15 protein-coding genes are annotated in these 14,078 nt (G+C 31.5%); 10 read left to right on the top strand and 5 right to left on the bottom strand.

All coding sequences use genetic code 11. The annotated features are described in order from the left end of the window. Positions 1-40 precede the first annotated feature (40 nt). From NST63_RS26760 to NST63_RS26770, 3 genes are all read right to left on the bottom strand, one after another. The gene (locus tag NST63_RS26760) at positions 41-877 is read right to left on the bottom strand and encodes a site-specific integrase (RefSeq protein WP_341044279.1); all 837 of its coding nucleotides are present in this window, start codon (positions 875-877) and stop codon (positions 41-43) included. Positions 878-1,065: 188 nt separating this feature from the next. Then, entirely contained in the window at positions 1,066-2,010 is a 945-nt protein-coding gene (locus tag NST63_RS26765; protein WP_341044280.1) for a hypothetical protein, read from the bottom strand. Between the two features lie 353 nt (positions 2,011-2,363). Next, on the bottom strand, positions 2,364-2,591 hold the full coding sequence (locus NST63_RS26770; protein ID WP_341044281.1) for a helix-turn-helix domain-containing protein: 228 nt from the start codon (positions 2,589-2,591) through the stop codon (positions 2,364-2,366). 105 nt (positions 2,592-2,696) lie between these two features. Between NST63_RS26770 and NST63_RS26775 the strand changes: the two genes are divergently transcribed. The 8 genes from NST63_RS26775 to NST63_RS26810 all read left to right on the top strand — a co-directional run bounded on the left by NST63_RS26775 (position 2,697) and on the right by NST63_RS26810 (position 9,637). After that, positions 2,697-3,344: a hypothetical protein gene (locus NST63_RS26775; protein ID WP_341044283.1), complete on the top strand. Its 648-nt coding sequence runs from the start codon at positions 2,697-2,699 to the stop codon at positions 3,342-3,344. Positions 3,345-3,420: 76 nt separating this feature from the next. After that, complete coding sequence (locus NST63_RS26780) at positions 3,421-3,705, top strand: AbrB/MazE/SpoVT family DNA-binding domain-containing protein (protein WP_058005847.1); 285 nt, start codon at positions 3,421-3,423, stop codon at positions 3,703-3,705. A gap of 194 nt (positions 3,706-3,899) precedes the next feature. Then, entirely contained in the window at positions 3,900-4,112 is a 213-nt protein-coding gene (locus tag NST63_RS26785) for a hypothetical protein (protein ID WP_058005846.1), read from the top strand. Positions 4,113-4,152: 40 nt separating this feature from the next. Beyond that, on the top strand, positions 4,153-4,296 hold the full coding sequence (locus NST63_RS26790; RefSeq protein WP_341044284.1) for a hypothetical protein: 144 nt from the start codon (positions 4,153-4,155) through the stop codon (positions 4,294-4,296). A 536-nt stretch (positions 4,297-4,832) separates the two neighbouring features. Next, positions 4,833-6,440: a type IV secretory system conjugative DNA transfer family protein gene (locus NST63_RS26795; protein ID WP_341044285.1), complete on the top strand. Its 1,608-nt coding sequence runs from the start codon at positions 4,833-4,835 to the stop codon at positions 6,438-6,440. A gap of 40 nt (positions 6,441-6,480) precedes the next feature. Beyond that, entirely contained in the window at positions 6,481-7,695 is a 1,215-nt protein-coding gene (locus NST63_RS26800) for a hypothetical protein (protein ID WP_341044286.1), read from the top strand. Positions 7,696-8,480: 785 nt separating this feature from the next. Next, positions 8,481-8,978, top strand: a complete 498-nt coding sequence (locus tag NST63_RS26805; RefSeq protein ID WP_341044287.1) for an NUDIX hydrolase — start codon at positions 8,481-8,483, stop codon at positions 8,976-8,978. 107 nt (positions 8,979-9,085) lie between these two features. Beyond that, complete coding sequence (locus NST63_RS26810; protein ID WP_341044288.1) at positions 9,086-9,637, top strand: D-glycero-alpha-D-manno-heptose-1,7-bisphosphate 7-phosphatase; 552 nt, start codon at positions 9,086-9,088, stop codon at positions 9,635-9,637. Positions 9,638-10,060: 423 nt separating this feature from the next. Here NST63_RS26810 and NST63_RS26815 read toward each other — a convergent pair whose 3' ends face one another. Beyond that, on the bottom strand, positions 10,061-10,879 hold the full coding sequence (locus NST63_RS26815; RefSeq protein ID WP_341044290.1) for a hypothetical protein: 819 nt from the start codon (positions 10,877-10,879) through the stop codon (positions 10,061-10,063). Positions 10,880-11,090: 211 nt separating this feature from the next. Here NST63_RS26815 and NST63_RS26820 point away from each other — a divergent pair. Then, positions 11,091-12,415, top strand: a protein-coding gene (locus NST63_RS26820; RefSeq protein ID WP_139254896.1) for an IS3 family transposase whose coding sequence is annotated in 2 segments (ribosomal slippage) — positions 11,091-11,469 and positions 11,469-12,415 — 1,326 coding nt in all. Because the reading frame shifts where the segments join, the coding sequence is not laid out codon by codon here. A gap of 154 nt (positions 12,416-12,569) precedes the next feature. Then, positions 12,570-12,842, top strand: coding sequence for a hypothetical protein (locus NST63_RS26825; protein WP_341044291.1), 273 nt, complete (start codon positions 12,570-12,572; stop codon positions 12,840-12,842). Positions 12,843-13,079: 237 nt separating this feature from the next. On the opposite strand, the gene NST63_RS26830 is transcribed toward NST63_RS26825, so the two are convergent. Further along, on the bottom strand, positions 13,080-13,982 hold the full coding sequence (locus NST63_RS26830) for an alpha/beta fold hydrolase (protein WP_341044292.1): 903 nt from the start codon (positions 13,980-13,982) through the stop codon (positions 13,080-13,082). Positions 13,983-14,078 lie beyond the last annotated feature (96 nt).

Raw genomic sequence — 14,078 nt, forward strand, 5'->3', positions numbered from 1 at the left:
AAAACACTTCGTCTGAATAGTTAATTTGGACGGAGTGTTTTTATTTTGCAAGTTTCTTAAGATAATTTGCTGCAGATTGCTCCTCTATGCCAAGTTCGGCAGCAATTTGTTGTATAGATAGTTTTTGCTTAGTATAAAGATGGGAAATCAATGCTCTTCTCATATTAACCAAGGTTAGCTGTATGTCAAAGTTGGGAAGATAATCATTAGAGATTGCACGTAGATGAGTTAATATGGACATCACTTCTATAGCAACCGGCCCTTCTTTACTTTTGTTTGTTATAAATACAAAGTCACTTCCGTTAAATAATGTTGAATTATAATAATCTAAGAAATGATCAGCTTCCTGGTCTGTTAGGATTAATTTACGATTACTAAGAAGGATTACAATTTCATTATTCTTTTCAGAAATGAGGATGTCATCTTTTGTAAATCTAAAATCAGAAGTCTTAAGCCCCTTTGTTGCTAACAAAAATATAACCTTTCTAATTGGTTGATATGAAGGATTAGAAAGAACTTTGGGTAATAAAAGTTGTATATCCTCATATGTGATATCTATTTTAAGAGAATCAGTTGTTTTTAATCTCTTTATTTTAACTGCTGGATCTACCTTTACAATATCTCTTTCCCATAAATAATTAAACCAGGTTTTTAAGATTCCTAATTCTTTATTAAGGGTTGATACCTTTTTCCCATCCTGTAGTTGGTTAGATAAATAATTTTTAATATCAGAAGGGTTAATTTCAAACGGCTCCTTCCCTTCTGGATATTTAGAATTGAGATGCATAATAAATAAATTTAGGACTTTTCTATAACTAAGTACAGTTTCCTTACTGTACCCTTTAGATTCAATATGCTTTATAAATCCATAAGGCACCTCTTCTACCCCCTTCTGCATAAAAAATCGAAAAAAACATCTAAAAAGATTGTAATTTAGATAGATTTAAATTATACTCCTGCTTAAATTTCTTAGAAAAATTCCATATCATTTATTTAGGGTTTGTTTGTACCCTAAATAAATGATCGTTTATATAACCTAAAAACAAGTCTATAAGTAGGTTCGATTCAGTTGTTGATCTCAGTCTGTTCCTGTAAAAAAGACATGTTTTCTCTCTCTAAATGTTCCTTTTGATTTAAATTTTGAATCTCTTTAAGTAATTGTTTCTGTTTCTCTCTCAGTTCATTAAGTTTTTCCTTCGGAAACTTTGTTTTTTCTTCAATGTAATGCAGCTTTTTATTCCTGAGATTTTCTGACATCGATTGAGTTAATGGATCCAAAGTAATTTCAGCTTGTTCCTTCGAAAAACTATTCTTAATTACATTTAATAATGAAGGCTTTTGTAATGATTTATTAAGAGAACTAATTAACAAATTTGATTGTTTTTCTTCTAAATGGTTAATTTCTGCTTCCAACTCTACCTTTTCAATTTGTCTTTCTAACCTTTCTATTTCCATCTCAATCTCTTTAACTTCTAATAGTTTCTCTGTTTTTTGGTCCCGAATTTGATTTTGAAATACTAATTTTTGTAAGACTTGTTCGTACTGACTCATTCTTAAAGTTATATCTTCAAGATTTTGTCCATAAACTGAAGGACTATCATTATGTAGTGATTGAGAGCGAGGTATTCTTGTTCCATGACTAAGACTTACAGCAGGTTCAGCCCCTAACTCTACTAAAATATCAATAGTTCCCTTCCCTGCCTTTTCCATTAATAAAAAGATCAAATGCAATTTAAAAATACTCTTGTAATTTAGCCGATAATACTTTCCAAATTTTTCAGGTTCAATATAATCAATTAGTCCCGTACGAAAATGATTTCTAATTGTGGAGTCTGCCCTCCCTATTATTTTCCCACACTCTACAGTACTGTATGTAGTTTCCGGATGAATAGAAAGTATAGAATCACTAAAAAAATATTCCTCCAGGCCATTAATTACAGCCAACTTATAAATTGGGTCGTTTTGAAACTCATTAATTATTAACTCTTTTATATTCCCATCAAGTTTCAAAAGTTCGTCCTCCTATCGTTTGCTATACGTTTATACTACAACCAGATCGTTTATATATCAATGTTTTTAAGCGCTATTTAACAACAAACGCACTCTAACGATTCAATTCACATTCAAATTCTATTCATTCACAAACGTAAACGATTCATTCAATTCAATAAGAATGCATTCAAATCAATTCGATTTCATTCAAATTGATTCATAAACGATAACGCTAAAGTGCGTTTGGATGCTCGCAGCGCTTCTTAATACTATAGAATCGATCGTTTTTCATCGTTTCCGACTCAATTGTATTAAAAAATATTAAAAACGCATTGATTAGTTTAAATTCAATGCGTTTTTAATGAATTGCATTATTCTTGATTAATTTTCTCGGTTTTTAAGATATCTTCAATTTGTACATCAAGATAATCACAAATCTTTTCAAGAATTTGCTTAGAATATCTAGTAGTATCGTTGTTGTGTAATCGACGGATAGATTCAAAAGGTTCATTAATTTCTTGACTTAATTGTCTAATAGAAATATCTTTATTCAACAGAAGCTCTTTTAAATTGCAATAAATCACCGTACGTTTTTTCATAATATCACCAAATATTCTAATATTATTGACTAATTAAATTAGTCGTTAGTAAAATGAGATTAACACATAAAATTTTAATTGTAAATAAGAATAGGGGGGATGAGAATGAAAGTCAAAATATGGAGAGTTTTTTTACTAACCAGTTTAATATTATTAGGTTCTGCCTGTACTGATAATGGAACTAGAGAAGTATATGATGCTCAAGAATGGGCACCTGAAGATAATATCAATATAGCTAAAGAAAAAACGGGCTCTAAAGAAAACACTGTTCAATCTTTGAATGTTAATAAAGAACAAGATTCTAAATCCCATCTTAATCCGAACTTTATTGGGGGAAAAGAATGGGACTTAGGGTTTTCTGACAACTCTAATGGACTTTTTCTAGAATATGTTCTTAAAGGAGAATCGATAGAAGATTGGAGTGAACTAATAACAATTCAAAAATTTTCTAGTAGTGATAATGTTCAAGTGGAAGATTATTTAAATCAGTTTAAAATTTCACTTCAGAAGAGTATTAATGGGAAATTGGACTTTCAAGTTCTAAAAAAAGAAACAAATGATGCATTATATGAATTTCAATTAGTAGATGATAAAAATCAACCGGACCAATATGAATTAGGTTACATATTAAAAAAGGACTCAAATATTTGGTTTTTTCATTATGCAAACAAAACACGTAAAATGAGTGATAATAATAAAAAGAAATGGTCAGCAGTACTAATGTCTAATCAATTAATGAAACTAGCAAAATGATATTATCTGAAATTTCACACCTTTCTACCTAATTTTATGTTAAAATTAGTAAAAAAAGTAGAAGGGTGGAAGAGATGTGAAATCTACTGGAGTTGTACGGAAAATAGATAGTTTAGGAAGAATCGTTCTCCCTATGGAGATCAGAAGATCCTTGAAAATTGGAGAAAGAGATTCTATAGAAATTTTTGTTGAAGGAGATAAAATAATCTTACGGAAATTTGTGAGTCAAAACACTTGTCTCTTAACTGGTAAAATTGCAGATGATAATATCTCTCTTAGGAATGGTAAAATTATTTTGAGTAGAGAATCTGCAAAAGAAATATTATCTGAATTGCATAATGAGCTAATTCAAAAAGTATGAAGATTTTCAAATTAATAAAAACTATTACTTGAGTAATAATTAGACCTATAGTAAAATGTACTCACTATATTATTTGTTTATTATTTCTATAAAAAATAATAGAACTACTGTTTAAAAGCAGGGTTCAGAGAAACGACAAGTTTCTTTGAACCCTGCTTTTTTTTTCAAAAAAATAATTTATTTGGAGGCGAAACATGAGTCAAATTAATCAAGAAAGCGTAGAGATTATCCCTAAGTTTCAAACATTGTTTAATGAGATCGAGGTAGATCAAAGTATTATTCAAGAATTGGCAAAACATAATCCAGAAGATCAGCACCAAATTTTTCATGCTTTTAAACAGATATTCCAGGATGAATTATTGTTTGTATTAACGGTGTTCCAGAAACCTCAACAATATATTTCATAATTTTCTTGAGCACAAAATATTTTTTAAAGGAGAAAATAAATTGAATAAATTAGCTCTTGCCCTCTGTACAATTGTGATGTTTTTTGGTCTGCTAGCTATACTTTCTGCAAATTCAAGTGGACAAGGATATTTTGCTCCATCACCTAGTCAAGGGATGCCTTATGAGGAATTTTACTCCCTTTGATTTTTTGAGCAAAACTATAAGTTTACATGTCTTACAAATAGTGATTACTCCATTATCTTACTGGCTGTTGAAATGGAGCTGCAACGGTGGTGGGAATATAGTATTACCACTTATAGTAATGACATGTTCAATAAGTTTTTATATCAGTTACAAAAACTATAAACGATCATCTATCAGTGTTTTTACTTTTTTTATGTCTTTTGGTAATGGGGTTATTTTACTGGTAGGAAATGAAGAACAATCTATTTTTTCACATCTATTGTTTTACATAATATTTTTCGGATCTACTGGATTAAGTGTTTTATATCTCTTTCTATATCTCCAAAAGAGAGAAGGGAAGAATAAACTACGATTTGATACTCAAAAACCAAAAACTTTAAGAGAAAAACTAATCAATACCCATTCCCATTACAAAGAGATAAAAAGGATCTGGAAGGATAGAAAACAAAACGGTCTTATTGATCCTTTATATACACACTTTTCTACGAAGAAAGAAAGAGAAGACGAATCTCTTATATTTGTTTTAGGGGAGGAGGTTGAATACAATAGCTCGACATTTAGAAAAGAAAAATCTTAGATGGGGCGGAGATGATCCGTTTACTCATACATTAATTATTGGACCAACTCGCTGCGGTAAAACAGCTACGATCATAAAACCTATCATATATCAAATACTAGACTCTAGAAGAAAAGGTCGAAAAGTAGGTTTAAGTGTAATAGAGCCAAAAGGTGATGTTGCTGCCATGGTTAAAGAAACATGTGATTGGATGGGTGAAGACTGTATTCATATAGATCCTAATAGTCCAACAAGTGATCGAATAAATGTTATGCAAGGGGAAAAAGATGATGTAGCAGAAGCAACAGTTGCTGTATTGAAGTCACTTTTTGGTAAGCAGGAAGCATTTTTTGCAACAGTACAAGAGTTATCAACACGTAAGATCACCTTACTATTAAAAGAATTATATGGTGACAACATGGATATTACAGATGTTCTCACCAACCTTAGGGATCAAGATGTGTTAATGAAAAATGTTTACAAATTGCAACAAAAACAAGGTGATACTGAACTTGTTAAATTCTTTGTTAACGAATTAATGGGGAGTTTGAAAGACAAGTATAATCAATTAATTATTGGACTTCGGGCTCAAATGGAAAATATCACATCCAATGAAAAGCTTAAGAGGATCATAACGGGTAATAGCACTTTTAGCATCGATGAGCATTTTGAAAATGGAGGAATTCTCGCAGTTAATACAGCACTAGGATCTCTTGGGAAAGCTGGAGATGCATTTGGCCAATTTGTCACTATGCATCTTCAATTGGGTACTTTTAGAAGAAAAGGAACTGAAAGAACACGAATAGACCATTATTTCATCATAGATGAGTATAGTCGTTATATAAATCCTGATGTAGAAAGATGGTTATCCATTTCTGCTGAATATCGTGTAGCTGGTATGTTTGCCATCCAATCACCAGCACAGTTAGAAGTAGAAGCAGGCCAAATTAGTGGAAAAGCAATGAAACAAGCGATTATGACTTCCACTAGAAACAAAATTATTTTTGGTGGATTAGCTGCAAACGATGCAATAGAACTAGCTCGAGAACTTGGCCAAGACCGTGTTATCTATAAAGATAAATCTTTTGATGGCAATCCATTAAAAAATATAATTCCAAAAGGTTATCGGATTAAAGAAGAGGATAAAGACCGGTATCCCTATACATTGTTAATGGACGGTTTACCTCGTTTTCATTTTGTTCACAAGCTTTTACAACAGGGGCATCCACAACCTCCTGGAATTGCAGTTGGTGGTTTTGTTCCTCGTGATTGGAAAGAACAATTAGTAAGGGAAGATCTAAATTTAACAAATAATAAAAATCCCAAATTTAAAAGAGGGACAATTAACAAGGAAACCAAGGAGGATATTTTCTCAGTCAATCCTTTTAATGATCCTATAAATACTGAGGAAACTGGAAAGGTACTTATTTCATTTAAAAACCAAGAAACTTCTTCAGGAACTCAATTAAACATTGAACAAAGATCTGAATCTAAAGTAGTTGATTTAGAAAAAACCTCATTAGCTTCGTGCTCAAATGCAAATGATCCTATAAAATCACCTAATACTGAAGATGATGATTTTTGGTAAAGAAGACATAAATATTATGAAAATAGAGAGGAAGTTCAACATGAATAAAAAACCACTAGTAATAACAACAATTCCTGCAGCTGCTATAGTAGGTGCTACGTTTTTACCTCACGATGCAGATGCATCAGAAATAGCACATTCAACAGGAGGGGAACAATCTCTAATGATTGAGTCAGCTGGTTTTAAAGTTGATAGTAATAATTTCACTGCAAAACTTGCAGAAGAAGCTGTTAAGCAGGCTGAAAATGTAGTCGATAATCGTACAGGAATGTATATAACAACATCAACATATAAAGAAAAAACAGATACCTCAGTAAAAAAAGTTGCTAAGGTCGAACAGCTAAATAATGAAAAACAAACAGTTACTTCAACACCATTATCAGAAGTTACAAAGCAGGAAGGAGTAAAGAAGCAAGATAGTGATGAACGAAATCAAAATCCTCTTGTAAAAAATGAAACGGAGCCAACTAGCGATCGTACTATAATTCCTAATAATAATGAAACTCAAGTAACTAAGCCCTCGACTACAACAACTGAAGAAAAAAATGCTACTGACAAAAAAGAAACGGTAAATGAAGATGCATTTAATACTAGCTTTAACATTCCAAACGATAATGAAATTAGTAATGTCCAGGTACTTGATGAAACAAGTAAACAATGGAGACAACTTACTCATGAGGAAGCTATGGCTTATAATCCTCTACATCATGTAAATACACAGCGTAATAGTTTAATTCTGGATGCAATAGAAAAAGAAAAGAATGGTGATCCTGATGCATGGCTGGAATACCGCAAGTTTTCATATAAACAGGCTCCTTATAATTTTGAAATTGTGAATGGTAAACCTGTTTATAATAAGTTCTATTATGGAAAATTATTTGAAAGTGCTCTACATGCAAAAAAAGAAGCTGAATTAAATAAGGATGAAAAAGGAATAGAAATCTGGAATAATGCAATGCTTGATCGACTAGAATCATTTAAAAAAGCTCCAGGACAAGTACCTTACATTGTTGGGCTTAATCATCTTTCTTCTACAGCTAAAGAATATGGTGTCGAAGAAGCAGATAAAAATTGGACAGACCCTGAATTGTTATGGATTAAGGAAAGAAAAATGTGGTGGGACAATCCAATATTTAAAGAACAACCTGAGCTGTTAGACAAAGCTTTACATGCTGCTATAAAATATGGAACGGATATTTCAAGAATTAACCGTCCTGCTAATGAAGAAATTCAAAAAGTTACTGAACAGCAATAAAATTATTTTATATAAATGGACTAAGAGAGAGTTATTCTTTTGGTCCTTTTATATTTATAAAAAATTAGTATAAAAAAATAACCCATGTTTTAGTGTTTTACATTAATATATTTTAACATGTTTTAATAGATTTATTGTTTTATATGTTTTAGAGTGTCGAAAATTGTTATTCTATCAATGTTTATAGCAGTTAACTATCACTATTTTTACCCTAATTATCACTTTTATTACGTAAATTATCACTTATTCTACGTGAAAAATCACCTTTATTACGTAAATTATCACTATTTTTACCTCGTTATTATCACTAAATTTACGCTATATATCACTAATTTTACGTTATTATCACTAAATTTACGTGAACCCAAATGTAAAAAGATCACTAATTTTACGGTTCACTTTAGTCAATAAAATATACTTTGAAGATTAAAAGAAAGGGCTTACTTGATGGGGAAAAACCAAATAATTTAGTATAAATTAGCGAACTTTACCAGAAAAGTCAGGGCTTATTTGATTTTCGATCGATTATTATCACTAATTTTACGTATATATTGTATTTATTATCACCAATTTTACGCTTATATTTAATTACTATCACTAATTTTACGATGAAATCGCATTATCTGTTATGTGTTAATAAGGTTATTTACTTATAATTAAGTCCTTTAATAAAAAATAGAATTGTATAATTTTTATTGAACTTAAGGGTAGATTAGTTTAAAAAGGTAATTCTATTCTTATAGAGAATAATTAATGTAATAATTAATTTTTAATAGAGGTGCACTATGAATAATCAAATATATGTTAATTGGGGTGGAAACAAAGTTAGTCTCAAATGGTTGCCTCATATAAAAATAAACGAAAATAATTTAGTTACAAGTGTTCATGGTTACTGTTTTATGGATGGGAAAATTTTATTAGTACATGTTAAAGATCGAGGCTTTAATACACCTGGTGGACATATTGAGTTACATGAAGATCCAGAGCAAGCTCTGCTTAGGGAGATATATGAAGAAGGATATGTTACAGGAACTCTTAAGTATCTTGGCGCTATCGAAGTAAATCATAAAGAAAATGAAAACTTTATACATAATGGTCCGTATCCTTTGAGAGGTTATCAATTGTTTTATAGAGTAGATATAAAAAAAATATTTCCTTTTCTTCGAGAAAACGAAACTATTACACGAATTTGGGTAGAACCTGAAGAAATTCAATACGTTTTAAATGATCATGAACTATCTATACATATAATAAACGAGGCATTAAAAGTTTCTAATTCTTAATGTATATAGTTCAGTACAAGGAGAAAAAAGTATATGGCTTTTTTGAAGAAAAGGAGCAGAATAGTTAAAGCAAAAGTTGGATTTTGAGTGAAAGGTGGTAAATCATTATGATTGGAGTGTTCTTAGACCGTGATGGAACAATTGGTGGAGATGGTGGAGGAATTCACCCACTAGAATTTCGTCTTTACACATATTCAGCTAAAGCTATTAACCTTCTTAATAAAAAAGGATTAAAGGTTTTTCTTTTTTCTAACCAGAGTTGGATAGGGATGGGGAAGTTTACTGAAAAAGACTTTCTTCAGGGGTGTAAAGAGTTAGAGAAAGAATTAGAGAATAATAATGCTTATTTAGATGGGATTTATTATTGCCCTCATAAAGCAGAGGATAATTGTAATTGTCGTAAACCTCAAACTACTTTATTGGAGAAGGCTAAAATAGAAAATAATTTGAACTTAAGCAAGTGTTATATTATTGGAGATAGATTAAGTGATATGTTTTCAGCCGAAAATGTTGGTGCAAAAAAGGTATTAGTTAAAACTGGAAGAGGTTTGAAGTCCTTCAAAGAGTTATCAAACAGCACTTCAGAAAAGTTGAAGGTCAATTATGTTGCCGACAACGTGTTAACTGCGGTTGAATGGATACTAAAAGACTTAAAGTAGTTAAAAATTAGGTATTTTTCTTCTTCAACTAACGGGGGGGGATAGTTGTATAGACAGTAACCTATCCATTCAAAAAGACTATATAAACCAGAAAATGGCTTGCTAACTGGCATCGGTTTGGCAAGCCATTTTTATTGTTATTTATATGATATGAACTTCAATACGGAACCCTTTACTACAAAAGTAAGGGGCTTTTTACTATTCATGTATAAGTTCCGGCTGCCATTTCGGTGCAACTCAGAAGACAAAAACAATCATTTATCATAAAGATGTTACTGGGGATACGGTCAGCCAATTAGTAATTACCTATAAAAGTACAATTCAGCTAATTAAGGATTTGAACAAATTAGACAGCAAATACACCTTTATGCTGGAACTACTATCTGAGTAAAATAAAAAATCCGTGTAATACCTTATATTTTTTTACTGGTCCGTATCAGCAGCAAGTACAACTAGATATATAATAAAATAAAGTAATATTACAAACAGTCCACCAAGAAAAACATATCTTAAGCTTTCAGTCATATCACCGGACTTCATGGGTAAATAACAAATGGGTGTGACAATGCCAAAAATAATTGACATTACAATAAAAACAATTCCTCCGACAATGCCTCGAGGTTTCCCTACGTGTTTCAGTAATAATTGATTATCCTCTATTTTTTCATCCCAGTATTTTTTTTCCTTTTCTAATTCTTTTATTACATCAAGATGTTGCTTTCGAGAAGTATGGTAATTATTCCTTTCAGTAGCGCGTTTTTGCTTTTTTTCTTTTTCCAATTCCTCTTCAGTTTTTATAGGAATGGTAAAAGGGAGGTTTAAGTCTGATAGTTTTATATTACTTAATACATCTTTTACTTTTGAGTCCATTTTAGGAGCGCGAGCGCCTTCCAAAAAATCCCCTCTTCTTTTAACGATATCCTCATAAATAGGTTTCAATTCTTCTTCTGTTCGTTTACCAATATTTATGAATTCATCTTTTACTAACTCGCTAAGTGGGGGTATATGGAAGTCATTGTTACTAAAAGCTTTTTGGCTAAACCACTTAAGATCTATTTTATACAGCTCTTTATTTTGTTCATCAATTTTTTCATTTATTCTTTTAATCTCTTGTTGATATTCACTTATTTTCCCTTGTATGCTATTTCGTTCAGAACTTAATGCTATAAGACGGCTTACTAAAAATCCTCCGATAATTGCTACCAATCCGGCGCTAATCGTAATAATTGCTGTTAAAAGCACATTGGGATCATCCAGATTAACTCCCTCCGTTCATGAAAAACTAACATAATTTTACCATTTTCTTAGAGTATTTAGGGAAGATATTGTTTGATTAGTTTAATGAACTGAACCCCGAATAGTAGACACTTAAAAAAAAGTGCCCTATTCGGGGTTTTTTCTATGGGAAAAGCCCGTTATACTTAACATAATTAATTTGAACGGGAGTTATCTTATGAGTAAAATCTATTTTAATGAACATCAACGTCAACTATTAGAAGCCAATCCCAATGTTGCTTCAGTATCTGACCGAGCGATTCAATATACACCTGAATTTAAAATTAAAGCAGTAAATGAGAACTTAGCTGGGAAAGGACCTACTCAAATCTTTATAGAAAATGGGTTTGATCTTGAAATGATTGGCCCTAAAAAAGCTAAATCAGCTTTGAAGCGTTGGAGAAATACTTTTAATCAATATGGAGAAAATGGTTTTTTGGAAGAACGTCGAGGAAAAGGAAGTACGGGAAGACCAACAACTAGTGAGTTATCCGCTGATAAGAAGCTAGAAAAAGCAGAGGCTCGTATTCGTTATCTCGAAGCTGAAATTGAATTACTAAAAAAGCTAGAGGAACTCGAAAGGAAGGCGAAGAAACACAAGTAGCTCCACATGAAAAATACGCAGTCATCAATGAAGTAATTCGTAAATATCAACTAATCAATAGTGTCTCTGAGCTATGTACTGTCGCACATGTTAGTCGCAGTGGTTATTATGCATGGCTGCGGAATACTGAAAAACATGCCATTCGAGAGAACAATGATTATGAGGATTATCTCTTTTTAAAGTGCATCTATGATGCATTCAAAGGGAAAGTTGGCTATCGTGGACTTTATATGAAAGTATGTGAATTACTTGAAAACCCAATGAACCCAAAGAAAATACGCCGTCTAATGCGCAAGTATAATTTCTTTGCGAAAGTGCGACGTGCAAACCCATATAAAAATATTGCAAAAGCTACTCAAGAACATAAGACATTACCAAATAGATTAAACCGTGAATTTACACAAGACGAGCCGGAAAAAGTATTTTTAACTGACATTACCTATTTAAAGTATCGAGGAAAAACAGCCTATCTATCCTGTGTTAAGGATGTCGCTACACGTGAAATAGTGGCATATGAATTATCACAAACATTGAAAATGTCGATTGTTTACAATACTCTAGCAAAATTAGAAGAGAAATTAGGGAATAATATACATCCAGAAGCCATGATACACTCTGATCAAGGTTTCCATTACACGCATCCAGAATTTCAAAAAAGGGTGAAACAGATGAATTTGAAACAATCTATGTCACGTAGAGGGAACTGTATCGATAATGCACCAATGGAATCCTTCTTTGGACATATGAAAGATGAAATGGACTATAAAGAAGTTCATACATTTGAAGAACTAAAACAATTAGTTAATCAATATATGATTTTCTATAATGCATCAAGAAGACAATGGAATTTAAAAAAGATGACTCCGGCAGAATACCGAAGTCATCTAATCGCTGCTTAAATAGCAGGGTTACTTTTATTAAACTGTCCGAAATTTAGGGCGCAGTTCATAAGACATGGAGGCTTTTCTTATTGAAGTAACATGGCAGGATAGTTAAAGAAGAAGTAAGCTATAATGAAATAAATTTAAATTAATTATAGGATGGGATTTATTAATGTTTGACCTTTTATCTGATTTGTTATCAAATATGCTTGGAGTTAGTACAGGTGCTCTGGATACAAGAAAAATTGATAAAAATATTGAAATGTTAAAACAAGAAGTTTGGTTTAAAAAAATATACGATGACGAGAAATATCACAGATTATTTATGACAAATAGAAACGTTAGAGCTTATTTACAAAGTAACATTCGGGTTAAAAAAATTATTCATAGTGAGAAAGCTCAAACAAAATTATTGTCATTACTTGATAAACAATTAAAATCATAATTTTTGCTAAAGCAAATGGGGGCAAAAGACAAAGATCTTGTGATAAGTGCTATGAGTTCTGTTTGTGAAGGAACGTACTTAAATGTAGTGTGGTGCATAGAGAAATCCAAAGAGATGTTAATCAGAAAAAATCCCCAGCTTTATGAAAAAAAGTTGGGGATTTTATGCTTTTTAATAGACTTAGAAAAATTCATAAAAAGAAGCAGGGAAAGATGTAAACTTTCCTGCCCCCTTAAATTAATTTACTCTTGAATGTATATAATCAGTTACTACATTTGTAAAAACATTTGCTTCTTCATAATGTGGTGTATGCCCACTATTCTCAAATACGTATATATTTCTGTCTTTTCCATTATTAAATTCTTGAATTTGTTTTTCACAAGTAACAGGATCGTGTTTTCCTAAGAGAAGCAACATTGGTGTTTCAATCTTCCTCAATAATGGTAATAAAGTTTTATATATTTCGCCTTCATCCTTTAAACGATTATAGTGTATTTCTGCATTATAATCGAATTGATCCCATTCTTCTTGCGAGTAGAGAGAGTAATCAGTGGGATTTTTAAAGTTAAATGTGTAGATTTCCATTCTACGTTCTCCTAATTGAGAACTTAATTCCTGATATACTTCTTCTAGCTCCTTAGCTGACATAACACTCTCTAGCACAGAAATACATTGACTTTTCAAATTGAAATATCCGTGATTTTCTGCAATTTTAGCAGTCTTTTTTAATAAGCCAAGAGTTGTAAGTTTAAAATCAAAAGTTGGTCCTTCAAATATTATTTTTTCTATGGATAAAGGAAACAAAAATGCATATTTTAACGCAAGGAAGCCTCCAAAAGAGTGTCCAATTAATGACCACTGCTTAATTCCTAATTGTTTCCTTAATGCCTCACAATCATGAATAATATCATCAAGGCCAAATGATTCATTTTCCTGAATTAATTCAGAACGACAAACACCTCTTTGGTCAATTAAAATTAACTTCATTGAAGCTGATAATTTTTTTGCCTGATGATAAGAGAAATCATAGCAACTTTCACCAGGACCACCATGCAAATAAAGCACTGCATTATTATGGTTTTCACCATGTATTTCAACATACAACTTTTTACCCCGAACCTCAATCAGTTTTCCATTCATACTTAGCCCTCCCTTATTTTTGCGCAATTTAAGAATTGAATCCTTTAATAAGGTGGTGGACGGGCTAAAGTGGCTGTTGGTCTTATACGTTAAAAT

The organism is Heyndrickxia sp. FSL W8-0496 (assembly GCF_038007825.1).
Lineage (GTDB): Bacteria > Bacillota > Bacilli > Bacillales > Bacillaceae_C > Heyndrickxia > Heyndrickxia oleronia.